At 39.7% G+C, this 22,811-nt stretch carries 21 protein-coding genes and 1 pseudogene; 21 read left to right on the top strand and 1 reads right to left on the bottom strand.

What is annotated here, in order from left to right; translation table 11 throughout:
* The first annotated feature begins 2 nt into the window (after positions 1–2).
* From atpB to A2G56_RS03790, 16 genes and pseudogenes are all read left to right on the top strand, one after another.
* Positions 3–719, top strand: coding sequence for a F0F1 ATP synthase subunit A (gene atpB, locus A2G56_RS03865; RefSeq protein ID WP_062709294.1), 717 nt, complete (start codon positions 3–5; stop codon positions 717–719).
* 16 nt (positions 720–735) lie between these two features.
* Complete coding sequence (atpF, locus tag A2G56_RS03860) at positions 736–1,233, top strand: F0F1 ATP synthase subunit B (protein ID WP_062709291.1); 498 nt, start codon at positions 736–738, stop codon at positions 1,231–1,233.
* Positions 1,233–1,769, top strand: coding sequence for a F0F1 ATP synthase subunit delta (locus tag A2G56_RS03855; protein ID WP_062709288.1), 537 nt, complete (start codon positions 1,233–1,235; stop codon positions 1,767–1,769). The genes atpF and A2G56_RS03855 overlap by 1 nt, the downstream gene beginning before the upstream one ends.
* Before the next feature lie 15 nt (positions 1,770–1,784).
* Positions 1,785–3,290, top strand: coding sequence for a F0F1 ATP synthase subunit alpha (gene atpA / locus A2G56_RS03850; protein ID WP_062709285.1), 1,506 nt, complete (start codon positions 1,785–1,787; stop codon positions 3,288–3,290).
* 14 nt (positions 3,291–3,304) lie between these two features.
* Positions 3,305–4,180 (top strand): F0F1 ATP synthase subunit gamma, encoded by an 876-nt coding sequence (locus A2G56_RS03845; protein ID WP_062709282.1) that lies wholly within the window; start codon positions 3,305–3,307, stop codon positions 4,178–4,180.
* Between the two features lie 97 nt (positions 4,181–4,277).
* Complete coding sequence (gene atpD, locus A2G56_RS03840; RefSeq protein WP_062709279.1) at positions 4,278–5,684, top strand: F0F1 ATP synthase subunit beta; 1,407 nt, start codon at positions 4,278–4,280, stop codon at positions 5,682–5,684.
* A 12-nt stretch (positions 5,685–5,696) separates the two neighbouring features.
* On the top strand, positions 5,697–6,116 hold the full coding sequence (locus A2G56_RS03835) for a F0F1 ATP synthase subunit epsilon (protein WP_062709277.1): 420 nt from the start codon (positions 5,697–5,699) through the stop codon (positions 6,114–6,116).
* 481 nt (positions 6,117–6,597) lie between these two features.
* A complete protein-coding gene (locus tag A2G56_RS03830; RefSeq protein ID WP_157761193.1) occupies positions 6,598–6,834 on the top strand; it encodes a DUF1146 family protein in 237 nt (78 codons plus the stop codon).
* 42 nt (positions 6,835–6,876) lie between these two features.
* A complete protein-coding gene (gene murA, locus A2G56_RS03825) occupies positions 6,877–8,145 on the top strand; it encodes a UDP-N-acetylglucosamine 1-carboxyvinyltransferase (RefSeq protein WP_062709271.1) in 1,269 nt (422 codons plus the stop codon).
* 1 nt (position 8,146) lies between these two features.
* Positions 8,147–8,335 (top strand): DNA-directed RNA polymerase subunit beta, encoded by a 189-nt coding sequence (locus A2G56_RS03820; protein ID WP_062709268.1) that lies wholly within the window; start codon positions 8,147–8,149, stop codon positions 8,333–8,335.
* A 33-nt stretch (positions 8,336–8,368) separates the two neighbouring features.
* Positions 8,369–9,262 carry a DNA/RNA non-specific endonuclease gene (locus tag A2G56_RS03815; RefSeq protein ID WP_062709264.1) on the top strand — a complete coding sequence of 298 codons (894 nt, stop codon included), beginning with the start codon at positions 8,369–8,371 and terminating at the stop codon, positions 9,260–9,262.
* Positions 9,263–9,788: 526 nt separating this feature from the next.
* Positions 9,789–10,835 carry a phenylalanine--tRNA ligase subunit alpha gene (gene pheS, locus A2G56_RS03810; RefSeq protein ID WP_062709261.1) on the top strand — a complete coding sequence of 349 codons (1,047 nt, stop codon included), beginning with the start codon at positions 9,789–9,791 and terminating at the stop codon, positions 10,833–10,835.
* A gap of 312 nt (positions 10,836–11,147) precedes the next feature.
* Positions 11,148–11,435, top strand: a pseudogene (locus A2G56_RS11150) (GNAT family N-acetyltransferase); the annotation flags it as partial.
* Between the two features lie 225 nt (positions 11,436–11,660).
* A complete protein-coding gene (gene pheT, locus A2G56_RS03800) occupies positions 11,661–14,066 on the top strand; it encodes a phenylalanine--tRNA ligase subunit beta (RefSeq protein ID WP_062709258.1) in 2,406 nt (801 codons plus the stop codon).
* A gap of 60 nt (positions 14,067–14,126) precedes the next feature.
* Positions 14,127–14,573 (top strand): cytidine deaminase family protein, encoded by a 447-nt coding sequence (locus A2G56_RS03795; protein ID WP_062712431.1) that lies wholly within the window; start codon positions 14,127–14,129, stop codon positions 14,571–14,573.
* 1 nt (position 14,574) lies between these two features.
* Positions 14,575–14,958, top strand: coding sequence for a peroxiredoxin (locus tag A2G56_RS03790; protein WP_062709255.1), 384 nt, complete (start codon positions 14,575–14,577; stop codon positions 14,956–14,958).
* Positions 14,959–15,156: 198 nt separating this feature from the next.
* Here the strand turns inward: A2G56_RS03790 and A2G56_RS03785 are convergent, their stop codons facing one another.
* Positions 15,157–17,334, bottom strand: coding sequence for an LTA synthase family protein (locus A2G56_RS03785; RefSeq protein WP_062709252.1), 2,178 nt, complete (start codon positions 17,332–17,334; stop codon positions 15,157–15,159).
* A 136-nt stretch (positions 17,335–17,470) separates the two neighbouring features.
* Between A2G56_RS03785 and A2G56_RS03780 the strand changes: the two genes are divergently transcribed.
* The 5 genes from A2G56_RS03780 (at position 17,471) to A2G56_RS03760 (ending at position 22,796) form a co-directional block, all read left to right on the top strand.
* Entirely contained in the window at positions 17,471–18,631 is a 1,161-nt protein-coding gene (locus A2G56_RS03780; protein ID WP_062709249.1) for a class I SAM-dependent rRNA methyltransferase, read from the top strand.
* Entirely contained in the window at positions 18,631–19,314 is a 684-nt protein-coding gene (locus A2G56_RS03775; RefSeq protein WP_062709246.1) for a type I 3-dehydroquinate dehydratase, read from the top strand. The genes A2G56_RS03780 and A2G56_RS03775 overlap by 1 nt, the downstream gene beginning before the upstream one ends.
* Before the next feature lie 555 nt (positions 19,315–19,869).
* A complete protein-coding gene (locus A2G56_RS03770) occupies positions 19,870–20,214 on the top strand; it encodes a YlbF/YmcA family competence regulator (RefSeq protein WP_062709243.1) in 345 nt (114 codons plus the stop codon).
* Between the two features lie 37 nt (positions 20,215–20,251).
* Positions 20,252–21,172, top strand: coding sequence for an L-lactate dehydrogenase (locus A2G56_RS03765; RefSeq protein ID WP_062709240.1), 921 nt, complete (start codon positions 20,252–20,254; stop codon positions 21,170–21,172).
* A 187-nt stretch (positions 21,173–21,359) separates the two neighbouring features.
* Positions 21,360–22,796: an LCP family protein gene (locus A2G56_RS03760; RefSeq protein ID WP_062709238.1), complete on the top strand. Its 1,437-nt coding sequence runs from the start codon at positions 21,360–21,362 to the stop codon at positions 22,794–22,796.
* Positions 22,797–22,811: the final 15 nt, after the last annotated feature.

Genomic DNA, 22,811 nt, shown 5'->3' with positions numbered 1-22,811 from the left:
CATTGGGAGAAACACAAAATCCGACAGCAAGCTTTTTAGGTCTTGACTTTGATTTAACGATTCTTGCCATGACTCTCTTAACGGTTTTAATTGTCTTTCTTTTCGTCTTTTGGGCTAGTCGTCATATGACGATGAAACCTAAGGGTAAGCAAAATGTCCTTGAGTGGCTCTACGAGTTTGTTCAAAATTTGATTCGACCAAATGTAGGTGTTTATACAAAAAACTATACCTTTTTGGCTTTTTCACTTTTTCTATTTGTTTTAGTGGCCAACAATATTGGATTGGTAACAAAACTAGAAACAGAAGAATTCAGTTTTTGGACCTCTCCAACATCTAATTTCATGGTGGATTTCACCTTGTCACTCATTGTTGCAGCAATTGTTCATTTTGAAGGGATCCGTAAAAATGGCCTAGGTGGTTATTTGAAAGGTTACCTCACACCAACACCAGCGATGTTGCCGATGAATATTCTTGAAGAACTTACCAACGTTGCTTCTCTGGCGCTTCGGTTATATGGGAATATCTTTGCAGGTGAAGTGGTGATGACCTTGCTCTTACAATTTGCAAATTTAAGTATCTTTACGGCACCGGTGGCCTTTATTCTTAATTTGGCCTGGACTGGATTTTCAATCTTTATTTCGTCAATTCAAGCTTATGTGTTTGTATTGCTATCAACGAAATATATTGGGAACAAGCTAGATACACAAATCAAAGAATAAGAAAGGACAGGTAGAAATGTCTACATTAATTAACAGTACAAGTCTCGGTAATTTTATTATCGTGACTGGGTCATTTATACTCTTGATTGTTCTGATTAAAGTATTTGCTTGGGAACAATTGACAGGTATTTTTGACGAACGTGAGAAAAAAATCGCGGCTGATATTGATGGTGCTGAAGTAGCTCGCGAACAAGCCGAAATACTGGCTCAACAACGCCAGGACGAATTGGCTGGAGCTCGTACAGAAGCTACTGAAATCATTGAATCTGCCAAAGAGACTGGTAAAAAGCAAGAAGCAAAAATCCTTGCTGAAGCTCATGAAACAGCAGGAAGACTTAAAGATAAGGCTGAAGCTGACATTGCCCAAAGCAAAGCAGAAGCCTTTGCAGGTGTTAAAGACGATGTGGCTGACTTGACAGTTTTATTGGCTGAGAAAATCATGACTAAAGAACTTGATAAAACAGCCCAAAGCAAATTGATTGACAACTACCTTGATCAATTAGGAGATGCGTAATGGATAAAAAAACATTAACGTTAGTTGAGAATTACTCAAAAAGCTTAGTTGATGTTGCGGTAGAACATAATCTTATTCGTGAAGTCAAAGAAGATTTAATAGCTCTTTTAGAGATTTTTCAATCAACTGATTTGGCTAGAACTTTATCTCATGACGGCATTAGCCAAGCTGAAAAAGCAGCTCTTGTTAGTCAACTTCAAGAAGGAAGCCATCTTTTTGTGAATAACTTCTTAGAAGTCATTAAACAAAATGAACGTGAATCGCTTCTTGAAACCATCTTAGCTTCAGCTGTAGAAAAACTTTCAGTGACTGCTGGCGAGTTCCCCTTGGAAATTCAAGTCGCCGACTCTCTTTCAGACGATCAGAAATCACGTTTGAAAGCAGCTGCTGAAAAGAAATTTGCTATTTCAGTTGGTCAAGTGAATGAAGTTATCAATCCCGAGTTGATTGGTGGCTTTATTTTGAAAGCTAATAACAAGATTATTGATACAAGTATCAAATCGCAACTTCAGCAATTAAAAATGAATTTGAAATAGAAAGTGGTGTGACATTTGGCAATTAATGCACAAGAAATTAGCGCTTTAATTAAAAAGCAAATTGAAAACTTCCAGCCAAATTTTGACGTCACAGAAACTGGTAACGTTACTTATGTTGGTGACGGTATCGCACGTGCTCGTGGATTGGATAATGCCATGAGTGGTGAACTTCTCGAATTTTCTAACGGTGCTTTCGGTATGGCTCAAAACCTAGAGTCAAACGACATCGGTATCATCGTCTTAGGTGATTTCAGCACAATTCGTGAAGGTGATGTGGTTAAACGTACAGGAAAAATCATGGAAGTTCCTGTTGGTGAAGAATTGATTGGCCGTGTTGTCAATCCTCTAGGTATTCCAGTGGATGGACTTGGGGAGATTAAGACAAGTAAAACACGCCCAGTAGAAGAAGCAGCACCTGGTGTTATGGATCGTAAATCAGTTTCTGAACCTCTTCAAACAGGTCTTAAAGCGATCGACGCCCTTGTTCCAATTGGACGTGGACAACGTGAATTGATTATCGGTGACCGTCAAACAGGTAAGACATCTGTTGCTATTGATGCTATCTTGAACCAAAAAGATCAAGACATGATTTGTATCTATGTAGCTATCGGTCAAAAAGAATCAACCGTTCGTACACAAGTAGAAACCCTTCGTCGTTACGGTGCCCTTGATTACACAATCGTTGTAACAGCTTCTGCCTCACAACCTTCTCCATTGCTCTATATCGCACCTTATGCCGGTGTTGCTATGGGTGAGGAATTTATGTACAATGGCAAGCATGTTTTGATTGTTTACGATGATTTGTCAAAACAAGCCGTAGCTTACCGTGAACTTTCCCTTCTACTTCGTCGTCCTCCAGGACGTGAAGCTTACCCAGGGGATGTTTTCTACCTTCACTCACGTCTTCTCGAGCGTTCTGCGAAAGTATCGGATGCTTTAGGTGGAGGCTCAATTACAGCGCTACCATTCATCGAAACACAGGCTGGAGATATCTCGGCTTACATCGCGACAAATGTGATCTCAATCACTGACGGACAAATCTTCTTGCAAGAAAATCTCTTTAACTCAGGTATCCGTCCGGCTATTGATGCTGGTTCATCCGTGTCACGTGTTGGTGGTTCAGCGCAAATTAAGGCGATGAAGAAGGTTGCAGGGACTCTTCGTTTGGACTTAGCTTCTTACCGTGAACTTGAAGCCTTTACGCAATTCGGCTCTGATTTAGATGCGGCTACTCAAGCCAAATTGAACCGTGGACGTCGTACGGTTGAAGTCTTGAAGCAGCCGCTTCATAAGCCACTTCCCGTAGAAAAACAGGTCTTGATTCTTTATGCCTTGACACATGGTTTCTTGGACAGTGTTCCAGTTGAAGATATCTTGAGATTTGAAGAGTCTATGTATTCTTATTTTGACACTCATCACGAAGAGATCTTTGAAACTATTCGAAATACTAAGGATCTACCTGAAGAGTCAGTGTTAGATGCTGCTATTCAAGAGTTTAAAGATCAATCACAATTTAACTAAGAGGAGGAAGCGTTATGGCAGGTTCTCTTAGCGAAATCAAAGGGAAAATAGCTTCTACTAAAAAGACCAGTCAAATTACAGGAGCCATGCAGATGGTTTCTGCTGCAAAATTGACCAAGTCTGAGCAAGCAGCTAAAGATTTCCAAATTTATGCTAGTAAAGTTCGCCAAATTACAACTGATTTGATGAAGGCCGAATTATTATCAGGTTCGTCAAATCCCATGTTGATTTCTCGTCCCATTAAAAAAACTGGCTATATTGTGATTACATCTGATAAAGGATTAGTAGGTGGTTACAATTCTACTATCTTAAAATCGATGATGGACACTATCAGTGAATATCATCCAGATGGCAATGATTTTGAAATCATTGCTATTGGTGGGATGGGGGCAGACTTTTTTAAAGCTCGTGGTATCGATGTTGCCTTTGAACTACGTGGATTAGAAGATCAACCTAGTTTCGAAGCAGTGGCTCGTATCATTTCTAAAGCAGTTGAAATGTATAAAAACGAGCTCTTCGATGAACTTTATGTCTGCTATAACCACCATGTTAACAGTTTGACTAGCCAAGTTCGGATGCAGCAGATGTTGCCCATTACGGAGTTAGATGCCAACGAAGCGACAGAAGGTGGCGCATCCTTTGAATTGGAACCAAATCGTGAAGCTATTTTGGAGCAACTATTACCTCAGTACACTGAAAGTTTAATTTACGGGGCTATTGTTGATGCCAAAACAGCAGAACATGCAGCAGGCATGAGTGCTATGCAAACAGCAACGGATAATGCTAAAAATGTGATTAACGATTTAACAATCCAATATAACCGTGCTCGTCAGGCAGAAATCACACAAGAAATCACAGAAATTGTAGCGGGTGCAAGTGCCCTTGAATAGTGATGATACTCACTATTTGAAAAAGATAGAACGACATTGCTTTTAAGAATGTCGCTCAAAGTAGGAGTTATCCTAAAAATCTAAAAAGGAGAAATACATGAGCTCAGGCAAAATTGCTCAGGTTATTGGTCCAGTTGTTGACGTTGCGTTTGACACTAATGAACCGCTACCTGAGATAAATAATGCACTTGTTGTTTATAAAGACAATGAGAAAAAACAAAAAATCGTTCTTGAAGTAGCTCTTGAACTCGGTGAAGGTCTCGTTCGTACCATTGCCATGGAGTCGACTGACGGTTTGACACGTGGCTTAGAAGTTCTCGATACTGGTCGTGCGATTAGTGTACCAGTTGGTAAAGAAACCCTTGGACGCGTCTTCAACGTGCTTGGTGATGCTATCGACCTTGAAGAACCATTTGCAGAAGATGCAGAACGTCATCCAATCCATAAGAATGCACCAACATTTGATGAATTGTCAACATCTACCGAAATCCTTGAAACAGGAATTAAAGTTATCGACTTGCTTGCCCCTTACTTAAAAGGTGGTAAAGTTGGACTCTTTGGAGGTGCCGGTGTTGGTAAGACCGTGCTTATCCAAGAATTGATTCATAATATTGCCCAAGAGCATGGTGGTATTTCAGTATTTACCGGTGTTGGAGAGCGTACCCGTGAAGGTAATGACCTTTACTGGGAGATGAAAGAATCAGGTGTTATCGAAAAAACAGCCATGGTCTTTGGTCAGATGAATGAACCACCTGGAGCACGTATGCGTGTTGCTCTTACTGGTTTGACAATTGCCGAATACTTCCGTGATGTTGAAGGTCAAGACGTTCTTCTTTTCATTGATAATATTTTCCGTTTCACACAAGCAGGTTCTGAAGTTTCAGCCCTTCTTGGACGTATGCCATCAGCCGTTGGGTATCAACCAACCTTGGCAACTGAGATGGGTCAATTACAAGAACGTATCACCTCAACTAAAAAAGGATCTGTTACATCAATCCAAGCGATTTATGTGCCAGCTGATGACTACACTGACCCTGCCCCAGCGACAGCTTTTGCTCACTTGGATTCAACCACTAACTTGGAACGTAAGTTGACACAAATGGGTATCTACCCAGCCGTAGACCCTCTTGCATCAAGTTCGCGTGCTCTTTCTCCAGAGATTGTTGGTGACGAACATTATGCTGTGGCTACTGAAGTGCAACGTGTTCTTCAACGCTACCGCGAGTTGCAAGATATTATTGCTATCCTTGGTATGGATGAATTGTCAGACGATGAAAAGACCCTTGTTGGTCGCGCACGTCGTATTCAATTCTTCCTTTCTCAAAACTTTAACGTTGCTGAGCAATTTACGGGTCTTCCAGGTTCATATGTTCCAGTTGCTGAAACTGTTCGTGGTTTTAAAGAAATTCTTGAAGGAAAATATGATAATCTTCCAGAAGATGCTTTCCGTTCAGTAGGTCCAATTGAAGATGTCATTGAAAAAGCTAAAAAGATGGGTTACTAATGAGGTGATCACATGACAGAAATGACAGTCCAAGTAGTCACACCTGATGGTATTAAATACGCTCATCGAGCTAGTATGGTCGTTGTTGGGACACCAGATGGTGAGATGGGGATTTTACCTGATCACGTTAATATCATCTCTCCCTTAACTGTTCATGAGATGAAAGTTTATCGTGTCGATCAGGATCAAACCATTAACTGGGTAGCTGTTAATGGCGGCATTATCGAAGTGAAAAACAACCAGATTACGATTATAGCTAATTCAGCAGAGCGAAAACGCGATATTGATTTAGATCGTGCTGAGCGCGCTAAAGTTCGTGCCGAACGTGAATTAGAACAAGCACAAGAACAACATAAAAGTGCTGACCAAGTCCGTCGGGCACAAGTTGCTCTAGAACGGGCTATTAACCGTATCAATGTTGGAAATAAATAAAAAGGTCCATTGAACCTTTAGGTTGAAGAAAAAGTCTATTTGGGACAATTTTCTTCAATCTTTTTTCATTTTCGTTAGACAAGCAAAAACCTCAAAAAAAGGATTAGCGAATCAACATTGTTAATACCTTTTGACATTGATAATCAAAGCTTACATGGTTAACCTAGCTATTGTTTAGAAGAGGGGTGTTTACATGCTAAGATTCATTAGGTCTTTTTAAGTTGCTGTTCGAAAACAAAAAAGGTGTTATCAGTTATTCAAAAACTCAATGTAAAATGGGATGTCTGCTTTTTTCTCTAAAAAGATGAGAGCTTAGTCTTATGTCTTACAGAGACCAAGACTCTTTCCTATCATTTTTGAGTGTCGCATGACAGATGTGGGATTATGATTATTTTGCAGGCAGCAATAAGGATCCGCTTTTAAGTATTTGGGTAGTGATTTTCTTTTTTGGTAATTTGTAAAAAACTGGTATAATAATCTTATGCAAGTTGTAATGGAGTCTTTGGCTTTGTTGAGCCATATGGTTTTTATAGGTATTTTCTTTCATCTTTTAACACATTTGGTTGACTGGTCAAAAATACTCAAAATGAATCAAGATAATATAGGTCAAGTTAGACTTCTAGTCGTCTTATTGAGTCTTGTTTTTGGTTATGTAGCCAGCCGATTTGTGCTTGAAATAATTACATTAAGTCAAGCCTTTGCAACTATTTTAAATTAAATTTTGGTATTGAATGATTATGAACAATACTTTGGAGTAACTATGGATAAAATTATTATCGAAGGTGGTCAAACCCGTCTTCAAGGTGAAGTGACAATTGAGGGAGCCAAAAATGCTGTCCTTCCACTTTTGGCTGCAACAATCTTACCGACAGAAGGGGTAACTACATTAACGAATGTTCCTATTCTGTCAGACGTGTTCACGATGAACAATGTTGTTAGAGGTTTGAATATTGCAGTGGATTTTGATGAAGAAAAGAACACTGTCGTCGTTGATGCTCAAGGTGATATTTTGGACGAAGCACCTTATGAATATGTTAGTCAAATGCGCGCTTCAATCGTTGTTTTAGGACCGATTCTTGCTCGTAGTGGGCATGCTAAAGTGTCTATGCCTGGCGGTTGTACGATTGGTAGTCGTCCAATTGACCTTCACCTGAAAGGCCTTGAAGCGATGGGAGCTAAAATCACTCAAACAGCAGGCGATATTACAGCAACTGGTAAACTTCATGGCGCTCGTATTTACATGGACTTTCCTTCAGTTGGGGCCACTCAAAACTTGATGATGGCCGCTACCTTAGCTGAAGGGACGACGGTCATTGAAAATGCTGCCCGTGAACCTGAAATTGTTGATTTAGCCCTTTTACTGGATAAAATGGGAGCTAACATTAGGGGAGCAGGTACTGAGGTCTTAACCATCACTGGGGTTGAGAAACTGCATGGGGCAGAGCATCAGGTGGTTCAAGATCGTATTGAAGCTGGTACTTTTATGGTTGCTGCTGCCATGACCTCCGGTGATGTTTTAGTTAAGGATGCTGTCTGGGAACATAATCGTCCCCTTTTGGCAAAATTGATGGAAATGGGTGTTGATGTAACCGAAGAAGCCGCTGGTATTCGTGTTAAATCAGATGTTTCTAAATTAACACCAGTAACAGTGAAAACATTGCCACATCCAGGTTTTCCGACCGATATGCAGGCTCAGTTCACTGCTCTTATGGCTACCGTTAAGGGTGAGTCTACAATGATTGAGACCGTTTTTGAGAACCGTTTTCAACACTTAGAAGAGATGCGTCGTATGGGGCTTCATTCTGAAATCCTTCGAGACACAGCTCTGATTCATGGTGGACAAGGTCTTCAAGGGGCACCTGTTATGTCAACAGATCTTCGTGCTAGTGCAGCCCTCATTTTGACAGGGATGGTTGCTAAGGGAACGACAACCGTTGGAAAACTAACTCATTTAGACCGTGGTTATTATCAGTTCCATGCTAAATTAGCTAAGTTAGGCGCTAACATTCGTCGCATTTCAGAGGATTAAGATGAAACAACGTATTTTATATGTGTTAAGACAGTATTTATTTATCATTGTCATTGGAGCCTTATGTTTACTATTCTTAGCGTTAGGCTTGGTTATTGGTTACGGTGTCATTGGTGACGGTAAAGATGCTTTCTCAATTCTATCACTGGATAAATGGCAAGAGTTGATTGCTAAATTTAAGATAAAGTAGGCTTGTCCTACTTTTTTCATGAAATGGAGTCTTATGGCAAAACCTTATTATTCAAAAAAGTCATCTAAATCAGCTATTTCGCTTTTGGCGGTAATCCTCACCTTAGTTTTAGGGCTTGTTGCTGGAAATGATAAACTTCCGGACGATAATCCTTTAAAGCAGTTGGCACAAGTTGTCACGAATGCGTCAAATCAGGAGAAGGCGCGTTCTAATGGGTCAAGTGCCAATGAGTTAACACCGAGTCAAGAACTGGCACAGTCCGTTTTAACCCCTTCTGTCAAAAAGCTATTGGGTTCCAATATAAAATGGAATGGAGCGGGAGCTTTTATCATAAACGATAATAAAACCAACTTGGATGCCAATGTGTCGAGTGTGCCTTATGTTGATAATAAAACAAAGCAAGTTCAAGGAGAAGTTGTTCCGACTGTGGCTAATGCTATGCTTTCCAAACAAAGTCGTCAGTACCGCGATCGCGAAGCAACAGGAAATGGTTCGACTTCCTGGAAACCAGCTGGTTGGCATCAGGTACATGGTTTGCCTGGCGGATACGATCACGCCATTGACAGAGGTCATTTGATTGGCTATGCGCTTGCTGGTAATATCAAAGGCTTTGACCCTTCAGCAAGTAATCCTAAAAATATTGCCGTTCAAACGGCTTGGTCAAATCAAGCGAGAAGCCATGCGTCGACCGGTCAAAATTATTTTGAGACACAAATTCGCCGCGCATTGGATAATAACAAGCGGGTTCGTTACCGTGTTACTCTGGTTTACGATGGTGATAATATTTTGGCATCAGGGTCACATCTTGAGGCAAAATCCAGTGATGGTAGTTTAGAATTTAATGTTTTTGTCCCTAATGTTCAATCAGGTATTACATTGAACTATCGAAATGGACAAGTGACCGTTAATAACTCATTTAGTGATTGATTAGAGAACTGGTACTTGTTTAAGTGTCAGTTTTTTGATACACTGTTAGTAATTGAATATGGGTCTGTGAGACTAGTAATCTTAGGAAACTTGCCAGGGAATGAAGAGCGTGACTGGAACTCTTCTAAAGGGGAATAGGATGAATTCACTCACGTTAAAGACTATGAATTAAGGTCTACTCAAGTAGATAAAAGTCGGATGGTACCGCGTGTCAACGCTCCGTTTAGGGAGTTTTGGCACGTTTTTTTGTATTTGAAGACTACCTTAAGGATTCATTTTTACCACTGATACGCAATGACAATTAAAACAGACTGAGCAATGCTGGTGTCGATAGAACTGGGGTTCATCACTTCAAGTCAACAAGGTCTGGTTTGATTGTCGAATAGTATTTGAATTACTGATGAAAGGAAGGTTTGGTTACAGTCATCGTTTGACTGCAATTGAACAAGAGCCCAAATAGTTAATCTGGGGCGGTCTAATAGACGCGTTTCTCTCCTGCTATTTATGGCTCAAAGTATTTGTACTTATGGATTTACAAGCTAAATTAGAAGAGTTGAAAAACTCAACGCAGGCTAGATTGAAAGAATTGAACGGAGATCACTCCAAAGAATTACAGGACTTGCGTGTACAAGTTCTTGGGAAAAAAGGTTCTTTGACAGAATTACTCAAAGGGTTAAAGGATTTATCAAATGACTTGAAACCTGTTGTAGGGAAACAAGTTAACGAAGTTCGTGATGTCTTGACAAAAGCTTTTGAAGAACAAGCTGAAATTGTTCAAGCAGCTAAAATCAAGGCACAGCTAGAGTCAGAAACGCTTGATGTTACCTTGCCAGGCCGTCAAATGACCTTGGGTAACCGTCACGTCTTGACACAAACCAGTGAGGAAATTGAAGATATTTTCATCGGTATGGGCTATCAAGTTGTGGATGGTTATGAAGTTGAGAAAGATTACTACAATTTTGAACGTATGAACTTGCCAAAAGATCATCCCGCTCGTGATATGCAAGATACGTTCTATATTACCGAAGAAATCTTATTGCGTACCCATACTAGTCCCGTTCAAGCACGTACGATGGATGCGCATGACTTCAGTCAAGGACCACTTAAAATGATTTCTCCAGGACGTGTTTTCCGTCGCGATACGGATGATGCCACTCACTCACACCAGTTCCACCAAATTGAGGGTTTGGTTGTTGGGGAGAATATTTCAATGGCTGACCTCAAAGGTACACTTGAATTAATCAGTCAAAAGATGTTTGGTGCTGACCGCAAGATTCGTCTTCGCCCATCTTATTTCCCATTTACAGAACCGTCTGTTGAGGTTGATGTTTCCTGCTTCAAGTGTGGAGGCGAGGGCTGTAATGTTTGTAAGCGGACAGGCTGGATTGAAATTTTGGGTGCAGGTATGGTTCATCCAAGTGTTCTTGAAATGTCTGGCGTTGATTCGGAGAAATACTCTGGTTTTGCCTTTGGTTTAGGTCAAGAGCGTGTAGCCATGCTTCGCTATGGTATCAATGATATTCGTGGATTCTACCAAGGAGATACCCGTTTTTCTGAACAATTCAAAAACTAGGTGTATTGATTTCTTGTTGAAATAACTGCTACAAGAGAAAACCTACTTGGTTGTCTAGTGACTTTCTAGGTTAGCCAAGAAAGGACAATGCCTAACATTAAAATAGAATTCATTTTATAGCATCAAGTAGATAAGCTTCGCCAACTGGCCATGACTACCTATAGAGAAAGCTTTGGCTCACGATACAAGGGAAGAATAACCACAAGCTTTTTTCAGCACTGATGATCATCCAGATGTTCTAAAGCAGGATTGTTGCCTGACGAATCGGAACATCACTTTGTTTATGTGGATGGCGAGCTAAAGGTTAACTAGGGGTTACAGCAGACGGAGCAAGAGTTGGATAATGCTTTTGAAATCCAACGGATTTACATTCTCAAAGACTTTCAGGGGTATGGTTTAGGTAAAAGATTAGTTGAACTGGCTCTGGAAATAGCTAAATCAGGTGATTTTGACTGGGCCTGGTTAGGTGTTTGGGAGCATAATTTCAAGGCTCAAAAATTCTATGCTAAATATGGTTTTGAAAAGTTCGCAGAGCATGCTTTCCTTGTCTCAGAATGCAAAGTGGATATGGATTGGTTATTAAGAAATCGATTGAAATAAGCCGCCGGTTAAGGCAGCAATAGCAGACAATACTGAAATCAAATACGACAGACTTTCCAAAAGTCTTCACTGTTAAAATCAAAAACGAAAGGAATGCTTGGTTAGATTGAACCGAGTAAAGAACCCTATCTTTTGAACTGGACGCATTACTTGCTGTTAAGAAGTCAAGTAGACGAAGTGGTCAAAGGATTTCTGAAATAAGAGGGTCTCAAAAATAGTTTAAATATGTTAGTTTCTTATAAATGGCTTAAGGAGTTAGTGGACATTGATGTGCCATCTTCCGAATTAGCTGAAAAAATGTCAACGACAGGTATTGAAGTTGAAGGTGTAGAATCACCTGCTGAAGGCTTGTCTAAATTAGTGGTGGGACACGTTATCTCGTGTGAGGATGTTCCAGAAACGCACTTGCACCTATGTCAAGTAGATACTGGGGACGGTGAACCTCGTCAAATTGTTTGTGGTGCACCAAATGTTACATCAGGGATTAACGTTATCGTTGCTTTACCGGGCGCACGTATTGCCAATAACAATAAGATTACAAAAGGTAACATTCGTGGGATGGCATCTCTTGGAATGATTTGCTCGCTTCAAGAATTGGGATTACCAGAAGCTGTTATTCCTAAAGCATTTTCAGAAGGTATTCAAATTCTTCCGGAAGATGCTGTTCCAGGCGACAGCATTTTCCCCTATCTTGATCTGGATGATGAAATCATCGAGCTTTCCATCACTCCAAATCGTGCTGACGCCCTTTCAATGCGTGGTGTTGCCCATGAAGTGGCTGCTATTTACGGCAAAGGTGTGCATTTCCCAGAGAAGTCAGTGACAGAATCTTCCAAAGCAGCGAAAGACGTTATTGATGTGGCTATCGCATCTGATAAGGTCATGACTTATGCTAGCCGTGTGGTTGAAAATGTGACAGTGGCACCAAGTCCTCAGTGGCTGCAAAACCTCCTCATGAATGCTGGAATTCGCCCCATCAACAATGTTGTTGATGTGACGAACTACATTCTGCTCTATTTTGGACAACCCATGCATGCCTTTGATTTGGATAAGTTTCAAGGTAATCAAATCCTTGCTCGTGATGCCCGTGATGGTGAGAAATTAGTGACGCTTGATGGTGAAGAACGTGACTTGACAGCTAATGATATCGTTATTACAGTAGCTGATCAACCAGTTGCTCTTGCTGGTATTATGGGTGGTAAAGATACTGAGATTGATCACTCTTCTAAGACTGTCGTTCTTGAAGCAGCTGTTTTCGACGGTAAATCCATCCGTAAAACGTCAGGTCGTCTAAACCTCCGCTCTGAGAGCTCATCTCGTTTTGAAAAAGGGATTAACTATGATACAGTGACAGAAGCGCTTGATTTTGCAGCAGCCATGCTTGAAGAATTAGCTAGTGGAACAGTCTTAGCAGGGCGTGTTCAGGCAGGGGATTTACCAACGGATTCAGTTGATGTTTCCACAAGCTTGGACTATGTCAATGTTCGTTTGGGAACCGCTTTGACCTATTCAGATATTGAACAGGTCTTTGCTAAACTTGGTTTTGAATTATCGGGATCTGCAGAAACATTTACTGTTTCTATTCCTCGCCGTCGTTGGGATATCAGTATTCAAGCTGACTTGGTTGAAGAAATTGCCCGTATTTATGGTTATGATAAATTGCCAACAACGCTTCCAGAAACGTCTGGTACGGCAGGCGCTTTGACAGCTACTCAGAAATTGCGTCGTCAAGTGAAAACATTAGCTGAAGGGGCTGGTTTAACAGAAGTGATTTCCTATGCCTTGACAACGCCTGAAAAAGCAACAGCCTTTACGGCTAAACCTAGCCATTTGACAGAGTTGATGTGGCCAATGACAGTCGATCGCTCTACCCTTCGTCAAAATATGACGTCAGGTATGTTAGATATTGTTGCTTACAATGTGGCTCGCAAGAACAAAAATATTGCCCTTTATGAAATTGGTAAAGTCTTTGAACAAACTGGAAATCCAAAAGAAGACCTTCCAAATGAAATTAACACCTTTGCCATGACCTTGTCTGGTTTAGTTGTGGAAAAAGATTTCCAAACAGCAGCGACTCCGGTGGATTTCTTCTATGTCAAAGGCATTATTGAGACTATTTTTGATCATCTTGATTTGGATGTGACTTATGTCCCAGAAAAAAATATGCCTAATATGCACCCAGGTCGTACAGCAGCTATCGTATTGTCTGGTGAACCAATTGGCTTTGTCGGACAAGTGCACCCACAAAGGGCTGAAGATCTTGATATTCCAGAAACTTATGTGGCAGAGCTCAATTTGACCGCTATCGAAGCAGCATTGACAAATGATTTAGTCTTTAAGGATATTACAAAATACCCTGCTGTTTCTCGTGATATGGCCTTGTTATTGAATCAAGAAACAAGCCATCAAGAAATTGTTGATGCTATTGAAAAGGCTGGTATTAAACGTTTAGTAGCTATCAAACTTTTTGACGTTTATTCCGGTAACAATATTGAAACAGGTAAGAAATCCATGGCTTACAGCCTTACTTTCCAAAATCCTAATGATAACTTAACCGATGAAGAAGTGGCTAAGTACATGGAGAAAATTACAAAAGCTCTAACTGAAAACCTTGGGGCAGAAATTCGATAGTAGCTACAATCATAGGATAATGATGACTTCTATATAACTAATAGAAAGGGGTTGATGGATATGGACATTTGGGATGAACTATATAAATCTGCCAAGGACTTATACAAACCAAGAGAATTATCTGACTTTGTCTATGCCAATCATGTGGTTGCGGCGATAGAAGGAGCAGATGGCAAAATCTATACTGGCTTTTGTTTGGAAGCAACTTCAGGAGTTTTTCATTTATGTGCTGAACGAGCAGCGATGTTTAACATGTACCAAGAATCAGGACAGGTCATCGTCAAACGTATTTTGGCTTTTCGTGACAAGCCGCCCTATGGTGGCTCAAGTGGGATGCCATGTGGCGCATGTAGAGAATTTTTAATGCAGTGTTCTTTAGAAAATAGTAACACCGAAATCATGGTTGATTTTGAGACAAGAGCGATAGTGACTTTAGAGGAACTAATGCCCTTGTGGTGGGGAACTGAAAGACAAGTGCAATGGGAAGAAAATCAAGAGGATCATTAGCATGGCAAGTTACCAAACTAAAGTAAAAGGCGATAAGCTCTATCATTCAGTATCAGAAGGCTACGGTGCACCTATTGAGCTCTTTGGTTTCCCTAAAGATGGTGAGACTCCGATGAGCTTAGTTAATATTGCACTAGCTTCATGTGTGACCATGTGTGTCCAAGGATATTTTGCTCGTTTTCATCAAGAGACGGTAGTAGCCAGCCTGGTTGATTCATCTTATGACGACGGTCACTTTAACGTGCTTATAAGTATTAATCATAATTTAGATGATAAGATGATTGGGGATATTTTGGCTTACATCGATGACCAATGCCGCGTTAAAAGCATTCTTCGAGACGACTTGATTTATAATATCCGTTTAGTAGAAAATCGCGACCTTTAAATGAGATTATCCAAAAGGATGGACTTATCAAAACTATTAGGTAAAAGTGTCATCATAGTAATATGTTTATGATTTAAAACATTTTGTTTAAGATACTAGTCGGTCTTTATAAAGCTAATCCATTTGAAGATACTACAATGGATTGCATTCAGCTATCCCTTAAAAAAAGAATAAAAAGAACTTCAAGTGAAGTTCTTTTTATTCTTTTTCGGCTTCTTCTGAGCTAGAGCTCGTTGAAGAGGAATCTGCAGTAGCTGTCTCTTCTGGATTTAGCTGCATATAACTCGGTGCTTTAAAGAAATCTTGTGTTGATTTGTTACCATGTTTGCTATAGATACTTGTCGACTTATCACCAAGCTTTTTCTCAAGAGACTTCATGGTTTTCAGCGAGTCAATATAGGAAATCTTGCTAGAGTCAACTTTTTTAAGATTATTGTCCTCATCAAAGCGTAACAAATCGCCAGTTTGGACCGCATCGCTCATCTTAAGCTGTTTGGCAACTTCTTCACGGATTTGTTGATTTATCTCCTTAGTTGATTCATCTGGATTTGTGATGAGTTCACCGGTTTGAGTATTATATAACTTACCATCGTAGCTAGTGTACTCAGGTGTCACATAGGTACCAGATGTTCTGAAGGCAACAATTTGTTTATTCTCCGGTGAGAGCAGATTTTGTCCCAACTGAACATACTTGGAATTGTCAATACCGAGTAGTGGAAGAAGGGTTGGTAGGTTGTCGACTTCACCACCATAGGTATCACTGATAAATCCTTTATCCATACCAGGGATATGAATCATGTAAGGGACACGTTGTAACATAGCATTGTCATACTCTGACCAAGTTTGAGGGTCCTTACCGAGCAACGGTGCAAGGCTTGTGTTCCGAGAATTAGAAATACCGTAGTGATCTCCATACAGAATGAAAACAGAATTATCGTAAACACCAATAGCTTTCAAGTACTCAAAGAAAGCTTTCAAGGAAGCGTCCAAGTAGTTAGCAGTGGAGAAGTAACCATTGATGGTTTCATCATCTGTTTGGGCTAGTGGAAATCCTTGTTCCTCATCTTCGCCAGCTAAGCTGGTGTATGGGTAGTGATTGGTTACAGTAATGAATTTAGTGTAGAAAGGCTGTTGCATGTGCTCAAGATATCTAATGGAATCAGAGAACATGTGCTTATCATTTAAACCATATTGGAAAGAATTGGTTTTGGTCAATTTTTGGAAATAAGATTCATCAAAGAAGTAATCATATCCCCATTGTTTATAGGCATTGTTACGATTCCAGAAGGTACCTACATTACCATGGAAAACGGCGCTGTCATAGTTGCCATTTTGCTTCAAAATATTTGGAGCAGCGTACTGTGTATTGTCACCACCGTAATTAACCATAAATGACCCACTATTTAATCCAAATAGGGAGTTTTCCATGAGGGTTTCAGCATCAGATGTTTTACCAGCCTTAACTTGATGGAAAAAATTAGAAAAAGAAAAGGTTTCTTTTGAATGGTAAAGTGAATTGATAAAAGGTGTGACCTCGTGTTCTTGACCATCGACATTTAGCTTGTAGTCAATCAAGAACTGTTGGAAACTCTCTAGGTGAATGACAAAGACGTTACGCCCTTTGGCAATACCATAATAATCAGGATTAGGAGCTGTATATTGTTCTTTGACATACTCTTTGACAGCTGTTAATTCTTCGGCGGTAGCCCCACTACGCTCTTTCTCTGCCTGGTAAGCTTGATTACCACTATAAGCAGAAAAAGCAGGAAGTCCGAGTGCTCTGACTAAATAGAAGTTAGAGAAGCCACGAGATAAAAGCTCTGGCCGGTCAATCTCAGCTAAGAATAAATTAGCTGAGAAGAATAAACCAGATAAGGCAGTTACGGCAAAACTAGCTCTCTTATTAAAAGGACGATCGTCTCTTGTAACTAGCTTTTTGAAAAAGAGGTAGCCCAATAAGATAAAGTCAATCACATAAAAAAGATCTGTAATGCGAACCAGATTAAGGGCAGAATCTCCTAAACCAGCTGCTGCTTTACTACTTCCAAGCATCGTAGAAACTGTAATAAAGTCTGAAAATTCACGGAAGTAGAAGGCGTTTGCGATGACTAGGATGGTCAATAATATATAGATAATCCAGGTCATCGCGTAAAAGAATCTTGTTTTTTTAATGTAAAGTGCTAACCCAATAAGAAGCAATCCAACGGGAATCGGATTGATAATTGTTAGAAAGGTTTGATAAAAATTTTCAATGTTAAGCACAAAGTCGATATTGTAAGCCCAGAGGGTTTTCAACCAATAAAAAAACAATAGGGTAAGGACAAATCCCAAGCGGGTACTCATCACTTTTAGTATTGTATTGATAATTTTTTTCACAACAATTTCGTTCCTTGGTTATTTTCCTAAATAAAGAATCTCAAGTCCCATTATAACATAAATTAAAAAGAGGTCACAAATAGAAGCTGTTATCTTAGACTATTCATAAAAACGATATTTTGGTATAATAGTTTTTATGGAAAAACTTCGACTAAGTGCACAAGGTGAGAAAAAACTTAACAAAGGAATTGTGCTATTAGAGAAAGATGATTTATCAACTGCCAAAACGAAAGATAAGTTGGTGCAGTTGGTTTCTAAATCTGGGCAATTGATAGCAACGGCCTATTTGTCAGAACAAAATAAGGGATTAGGTTGGGTCATCTCGAAAGGTGATGTGGAACTGACTCAAGCTTTTTTTGAAAACTTGTTCATTAAGGCAAAGGAGTCACGTCTTTCTTACATCAATGACCCAAACACGACAGCCTATCGACTCTTCAATCAAGAAGGAGATGGGTTTGGTGGCTTTACCATCGATAGATACGATGACTTTGTCGTCTTTTCGTGGTATAATGCTTTTGTTTACCGTATCAAAGATATGGTTGTTGAAGCTTTTAAGACGGTTTTCCCTGAGTTGATTGGAGCTTATGAAAAATACCGATTTAAAGGGACGGACATTCAGTCAGCACATCTCTACGGGGAAGAAGCTCCTGAAGGCTTTGACATACTGGAAAATAACATCAAGTACCAAATTTTTTTAAATGATGGTTTGATGACGGGGATTTTTCTGGATCAGCATGACGTTAGAGGACGCTTGATAGACGGGTTAGCAGCAGGAAAGTCAGTTTTGAATCTCTTTTCCTATACAGCAGCATTTTCTATCGCTGCCGCGATGGGAGGAGCAGCTCAAACAACTTCTGTTGATTTGGCTAAGCGATCTGTAGAGCTGTCAGAGGCCCATTTTAAAGCGAATGGTCTTGATATGACCAATCATAAACTGATGGTTATGGATGTTTTTGATTATTATCGCTATGCGAAGAGACATGGACTGACTTATGATGTGATTGTGATTGATCCACCAAGTTTTGCCCGCAATAAGAAACAAACGTTTTCTGTTTCAAAAGATTACCATCGTTTAGTTAATCAAGCACTTGATATTTTAAATCCAAATGGTCTGTTAATCTTGTCTACTAACGCTTCCAATCTGAGTGTTGAGCAATTCCAGAGACAGATCAACAAAGGTTTCGGCGAACGAGCCTATCAAGTGTTGTCCTTAGACCGACTTCCTGGTGATTTCAAAATAAATAAGAATGATGAAAGAAGTAACTACTTAAAAGTATTTACCATTAAGGTTGAATAATGAAAATAGTTGTACCAATTATTCCTAAGAACCTCGATGAGGTTAAAGATATTGACAGTTCAAAATATGAAGGCGCTGATATTATTGAGTGGCGTGCAGATTATTTAGCAAAAGATGATATTTTAAGAGTGGCGCCAGCTATTTTTGAGAAGTTTTCTGGTTATGAAATTCTCTTTACCATTCGAACAGTAAATGAAGGTGGCTACGCCGACCTTAACGCAGAGGATTACATTTCTCTGTTGAAGGATGTTGATGCTTTATACCATCCTGATTATATTGATTTTGAATATTTTACTTACAAGTCACATTTTGACCAGTTGTTAAGTTTTCCGAACTTAGCTTTAAGTTATCATAACTTCCGTGAGACACCGGAAAATTTGATGGAGATTTTTTCAGAATTAACGACCTTAGCCCCTCGTGTTGTGAAGATTTCAGTAATGCCTCACAATGAGCAAGAAGTTCTAGATCTGATGAACTACACGCGTGGTTTTAAAACCTTAAATCCAGAACAAACTTACGCTACCGTTTCTATGGGGAAACTCGGAAAACTGTCACGAATTTCAGGTGATGTGACAGGCTCAGCGTGGAGCTTCTCTAGTCTGGATAGTGAAAACACCAACGGACCAGGTCAGCTCAAACTACATGATATGAAGAGAATCAAGACGATTCTTGAAGAAGATTAAAACATCAGTTGACTTCTTGGTCTATGCTTGAAATACTAAAAATACTGTTCCTATAAGTGGAACCAACTGATTGGAGAAACTGTTCCAAAGTAGATCGTTTCTCCAATCTGTTTTTATTTGCTATGAAAAGTTATAAACTCTCAAAACTGTTAAGTAATAGCATTTTTTTATGGTTAGCCAAAAGAAACAAAAACAGTAGCATCATGATTTTCTATTAGTGGTGCCTATTTGTTACAGTTTAATAAACGAGTTCGGAAGGTATTATCTAATTGCGATGTTTTTTAGGTACTGATGTTTGCTTCTTATTTCAATAATCGATCCTGTTTATCCTCTTCACATCAGGTTTATCTGTTATCAAATCTTCAAAGGCATCGGCATTAAGAAAGATTCCACAAGGGCAATTGTTACCGTTAGTGGTGTCTGTTTTCTAGTAAGGATGACTTTAAAATGCTGTTCATTGGTTAGTTATCTGAAATATCCTTACCTTTTGGAGTTTCTTGTTTGGAAAATTATGTTAAAATATGGTCAACACTTATTTAATGGGAGGATTTGATTATGTCTACTAATATTTATGATTTAGCCAATGAATTGGAACGCAGCATCCGTGCTTTACCTGAATACCAGGTGGTAGCTGATGCTAAGGCTAAGATTGATGCTAACCCAGAAGCTAAGGCTCTTTTTGACGAGTTTGTTGCTTTTCAAGAGGATTTGTATCAAAAAATGCAATCGGGTCAAATGCCAACTGAGGACGACCAAAAGGCTATTCAGTCGATGACTGAAAAAATGGAAGCAGATACTGTTGTTAGAGACTACTTCAATGCTCAACAGGCTCTTTCAGTTTACATCTCAGACATTGAGCGTATTGTGTTCAAGCCCTTACAAGAATTGACAGAAAAATAAATCGATAGCAGACACTTATTTTAAAGGAGGGCTCCTTATGACACGTAAAATAGGTATTATCGGGATGGGAAATGTTGGGTCAGCTTTGGCTCATGGCTTGATTTCGGAAAATCTTGCGGATCATTATGTTTTGATTGATCCCAAAGAAGAAAAAGTACGTGCGGATCAGATTGATTTTCAAGATGCCATGGTTAATCATTCTGGTTTTGCTAAAATAACGATCAATGATTACGCGGCCCTAGCCGATGCTGATGTCGTGGTGTCAGCCCTTGGAAATATCAGCTTGCAACATAATGCTGGGGAAGATCGTTTTGCAGAGTTTGATCTCATGCAAGAGCAAGTACCTCAAGTGGCAACTTCTCTCAAGGGTTCAGGGTTTTCCGGCGTCCTTGTCGTTATTTCAAATCCAGTTGATGCCGTATCAGCTCTCTATCAGGCTTTGACGGGTTTTCCTAAGGAGCGTGTGATCGGAACAGGTACTCTCCTTGATACTGCTCGGATGAAACGTGTCGTTAGTGATCGCCTTGGGGTCAATCCTAAGAGTGTGTCAGGGTATAATCTTGGAGAACATGGCAACTCCCAGTTTACAGCCTGGAGTCAAGTGACTGTCAAAGGCCAGTCTATCGCTAATTTCTTTTCGAAAGAGGAATTGGAAGAAATGTCTGTTGCTTCGATGAAAGGCGGCCATACTGTCTTTTATGGCAAAGGCTACACATCTTATGGTATTGCCACAACAGCTATTCGTATCATTAAGGCTATCTTATCTGATGCCCAAGAGGAGTTAGTTGTTTCAAGTTACCAAGAGGAGTTTGGCACCTATGTAGGTTACCCAGCTCTGATTGGCCGTGGCGGAAAGGTTGGTCACGTTCAGCTGAGTTTGACTGATAGTGAAATTACTCAACTACAAGTTTCTGCTAACCTGATCAAAGAGCGGGTTGACGCTGCTCTTAAGAAATGATTATCAACATGAAACCAGTCCATTGTGATTGGTTTTTTGTGATTAGTCAAGTTTGGATTTTCTTTGAGGATTAGATGAATTCTTGACAAGTATTGATAGAAGTTATAAGATTTTAGAGAAACCTTCTTTTGAATAAGAAATAATCTTTAGTTTGTATGGATAGATAGAATAGTATGAGACATTAATTATGGCAAAAAAAAATGCGCGTGGCTTATCGCATCACGAGCACTTAAGGTATGCTTACCTTTTTAAAAATATTCATTATTTGAGTGAGCGAGAAAAAGCTGAATTTAACTACCTTTATCAGAAATTGATCAATCAACAAAATAGTCAGTTGAGTGCTAAACAGACTGCTCAAGATGACGTCTCATTTCCTGAGGACTTTGATTATGATGAGAGGGATTTCGGTGGAGCATCATTTCCTTATTTGGATGATTATGATGAGTATGAGGATACTAACTATCAAGAAAGTCTGACCGAACAAGGCTTACCAGTATTTCCCGATGACAGGTCAATGTCGCGTCGGTCAAAAAAGTCACATCAAGCGAAGAAGCGAACTGCGGTAAAACAGAAAAAAGTTGCTAAGCAACCTAAAGATGAGACCAAACCCAGGAGAGGATGTCTTAAACGATTTCTTGTCACTCTAGCCTTAGTGTTGCTGCTTATTTTCGCCATACTTTTGGTCATGTTTTTCAAAGGTGTTACTGGCATTTCAAATCCTAGTGGCAAAAACTATCAGCCAGCAGTAGAAGAATACTTTAATGGTCAGGATACAAGAGACGGCACTAATATTCTCATACTAGGAAGTGATAAGCGTATTGCCCAGGGGTCCGAGGATGCTCGAACGGATACTATCATGGTTGTCAATATCGGTAACAAAGATAAGGATATTAAGATGGTGAGTTTCATGCGAGATACCTTGGTGAATATTCCTGATGTCAGTGAAACAGACTACCTTAATGATCAAAAATTAAACACAGCCTTTAATGTAGGTGAGCAAAATAACCACCGAGGGGCTGAATTAATGCGTGAAACACTTAAATCTAATTATGACCTTGATATTAAATACTATATGATGGTTGATTTTGAAACCTTTGCCGAAGCGATTGATGCTTTATTTCCAAGTGGTGTCGCTATCGATGCTAAATTTGGTACCATCGATGGTGAGGCTGTTCATTCAGTAGAGGTGCCTGATGACCTACGGATGGATGATCAGGGGAGGGTTCCTGAACAAACGATTAAAGTAGGCAAACAGCGTATGGACGGTCGAACTTTGCTGAATTATGCCCGTTTTCGTAAAGATGATGATGGTGATTTTGGACGGACCAAGCGCCAACAGCAGGTGATGCGAGAACTATTACGTCAGATTAAGAATCCAACGAAACTCTTTACGGGGTCAGAAGCATTGGGAAAAATATATGCTTTAACCTCTACCAACGTGTCTTACCCTTATCTTTTAAAAACAGGATTGTCTAGTATGACAGATGGTGAACTATCGATGGCTCAAACGACTATTCCAAAACAAGGTGATTGGGTAGATGATTATGATGTATACGGTGGTCAGGGGTTGGCTATTGATTTTGACAAGTATCAAAAAGAATTGGCAGACCTAGGCTTTAGATAATTATGATATAATGGA

Source organism: Streptococcus halotolerans, from assembly GCF_001598035.1.
GTDB lineage: Bacteria > Bacillota > Bacilli > Lactobacillales > Streptococcaceae > Streptococcus > Streptococcus halotolerans.
This window is presented reverse-complemented; position numbering and strand designations above follow the sequence as displayed.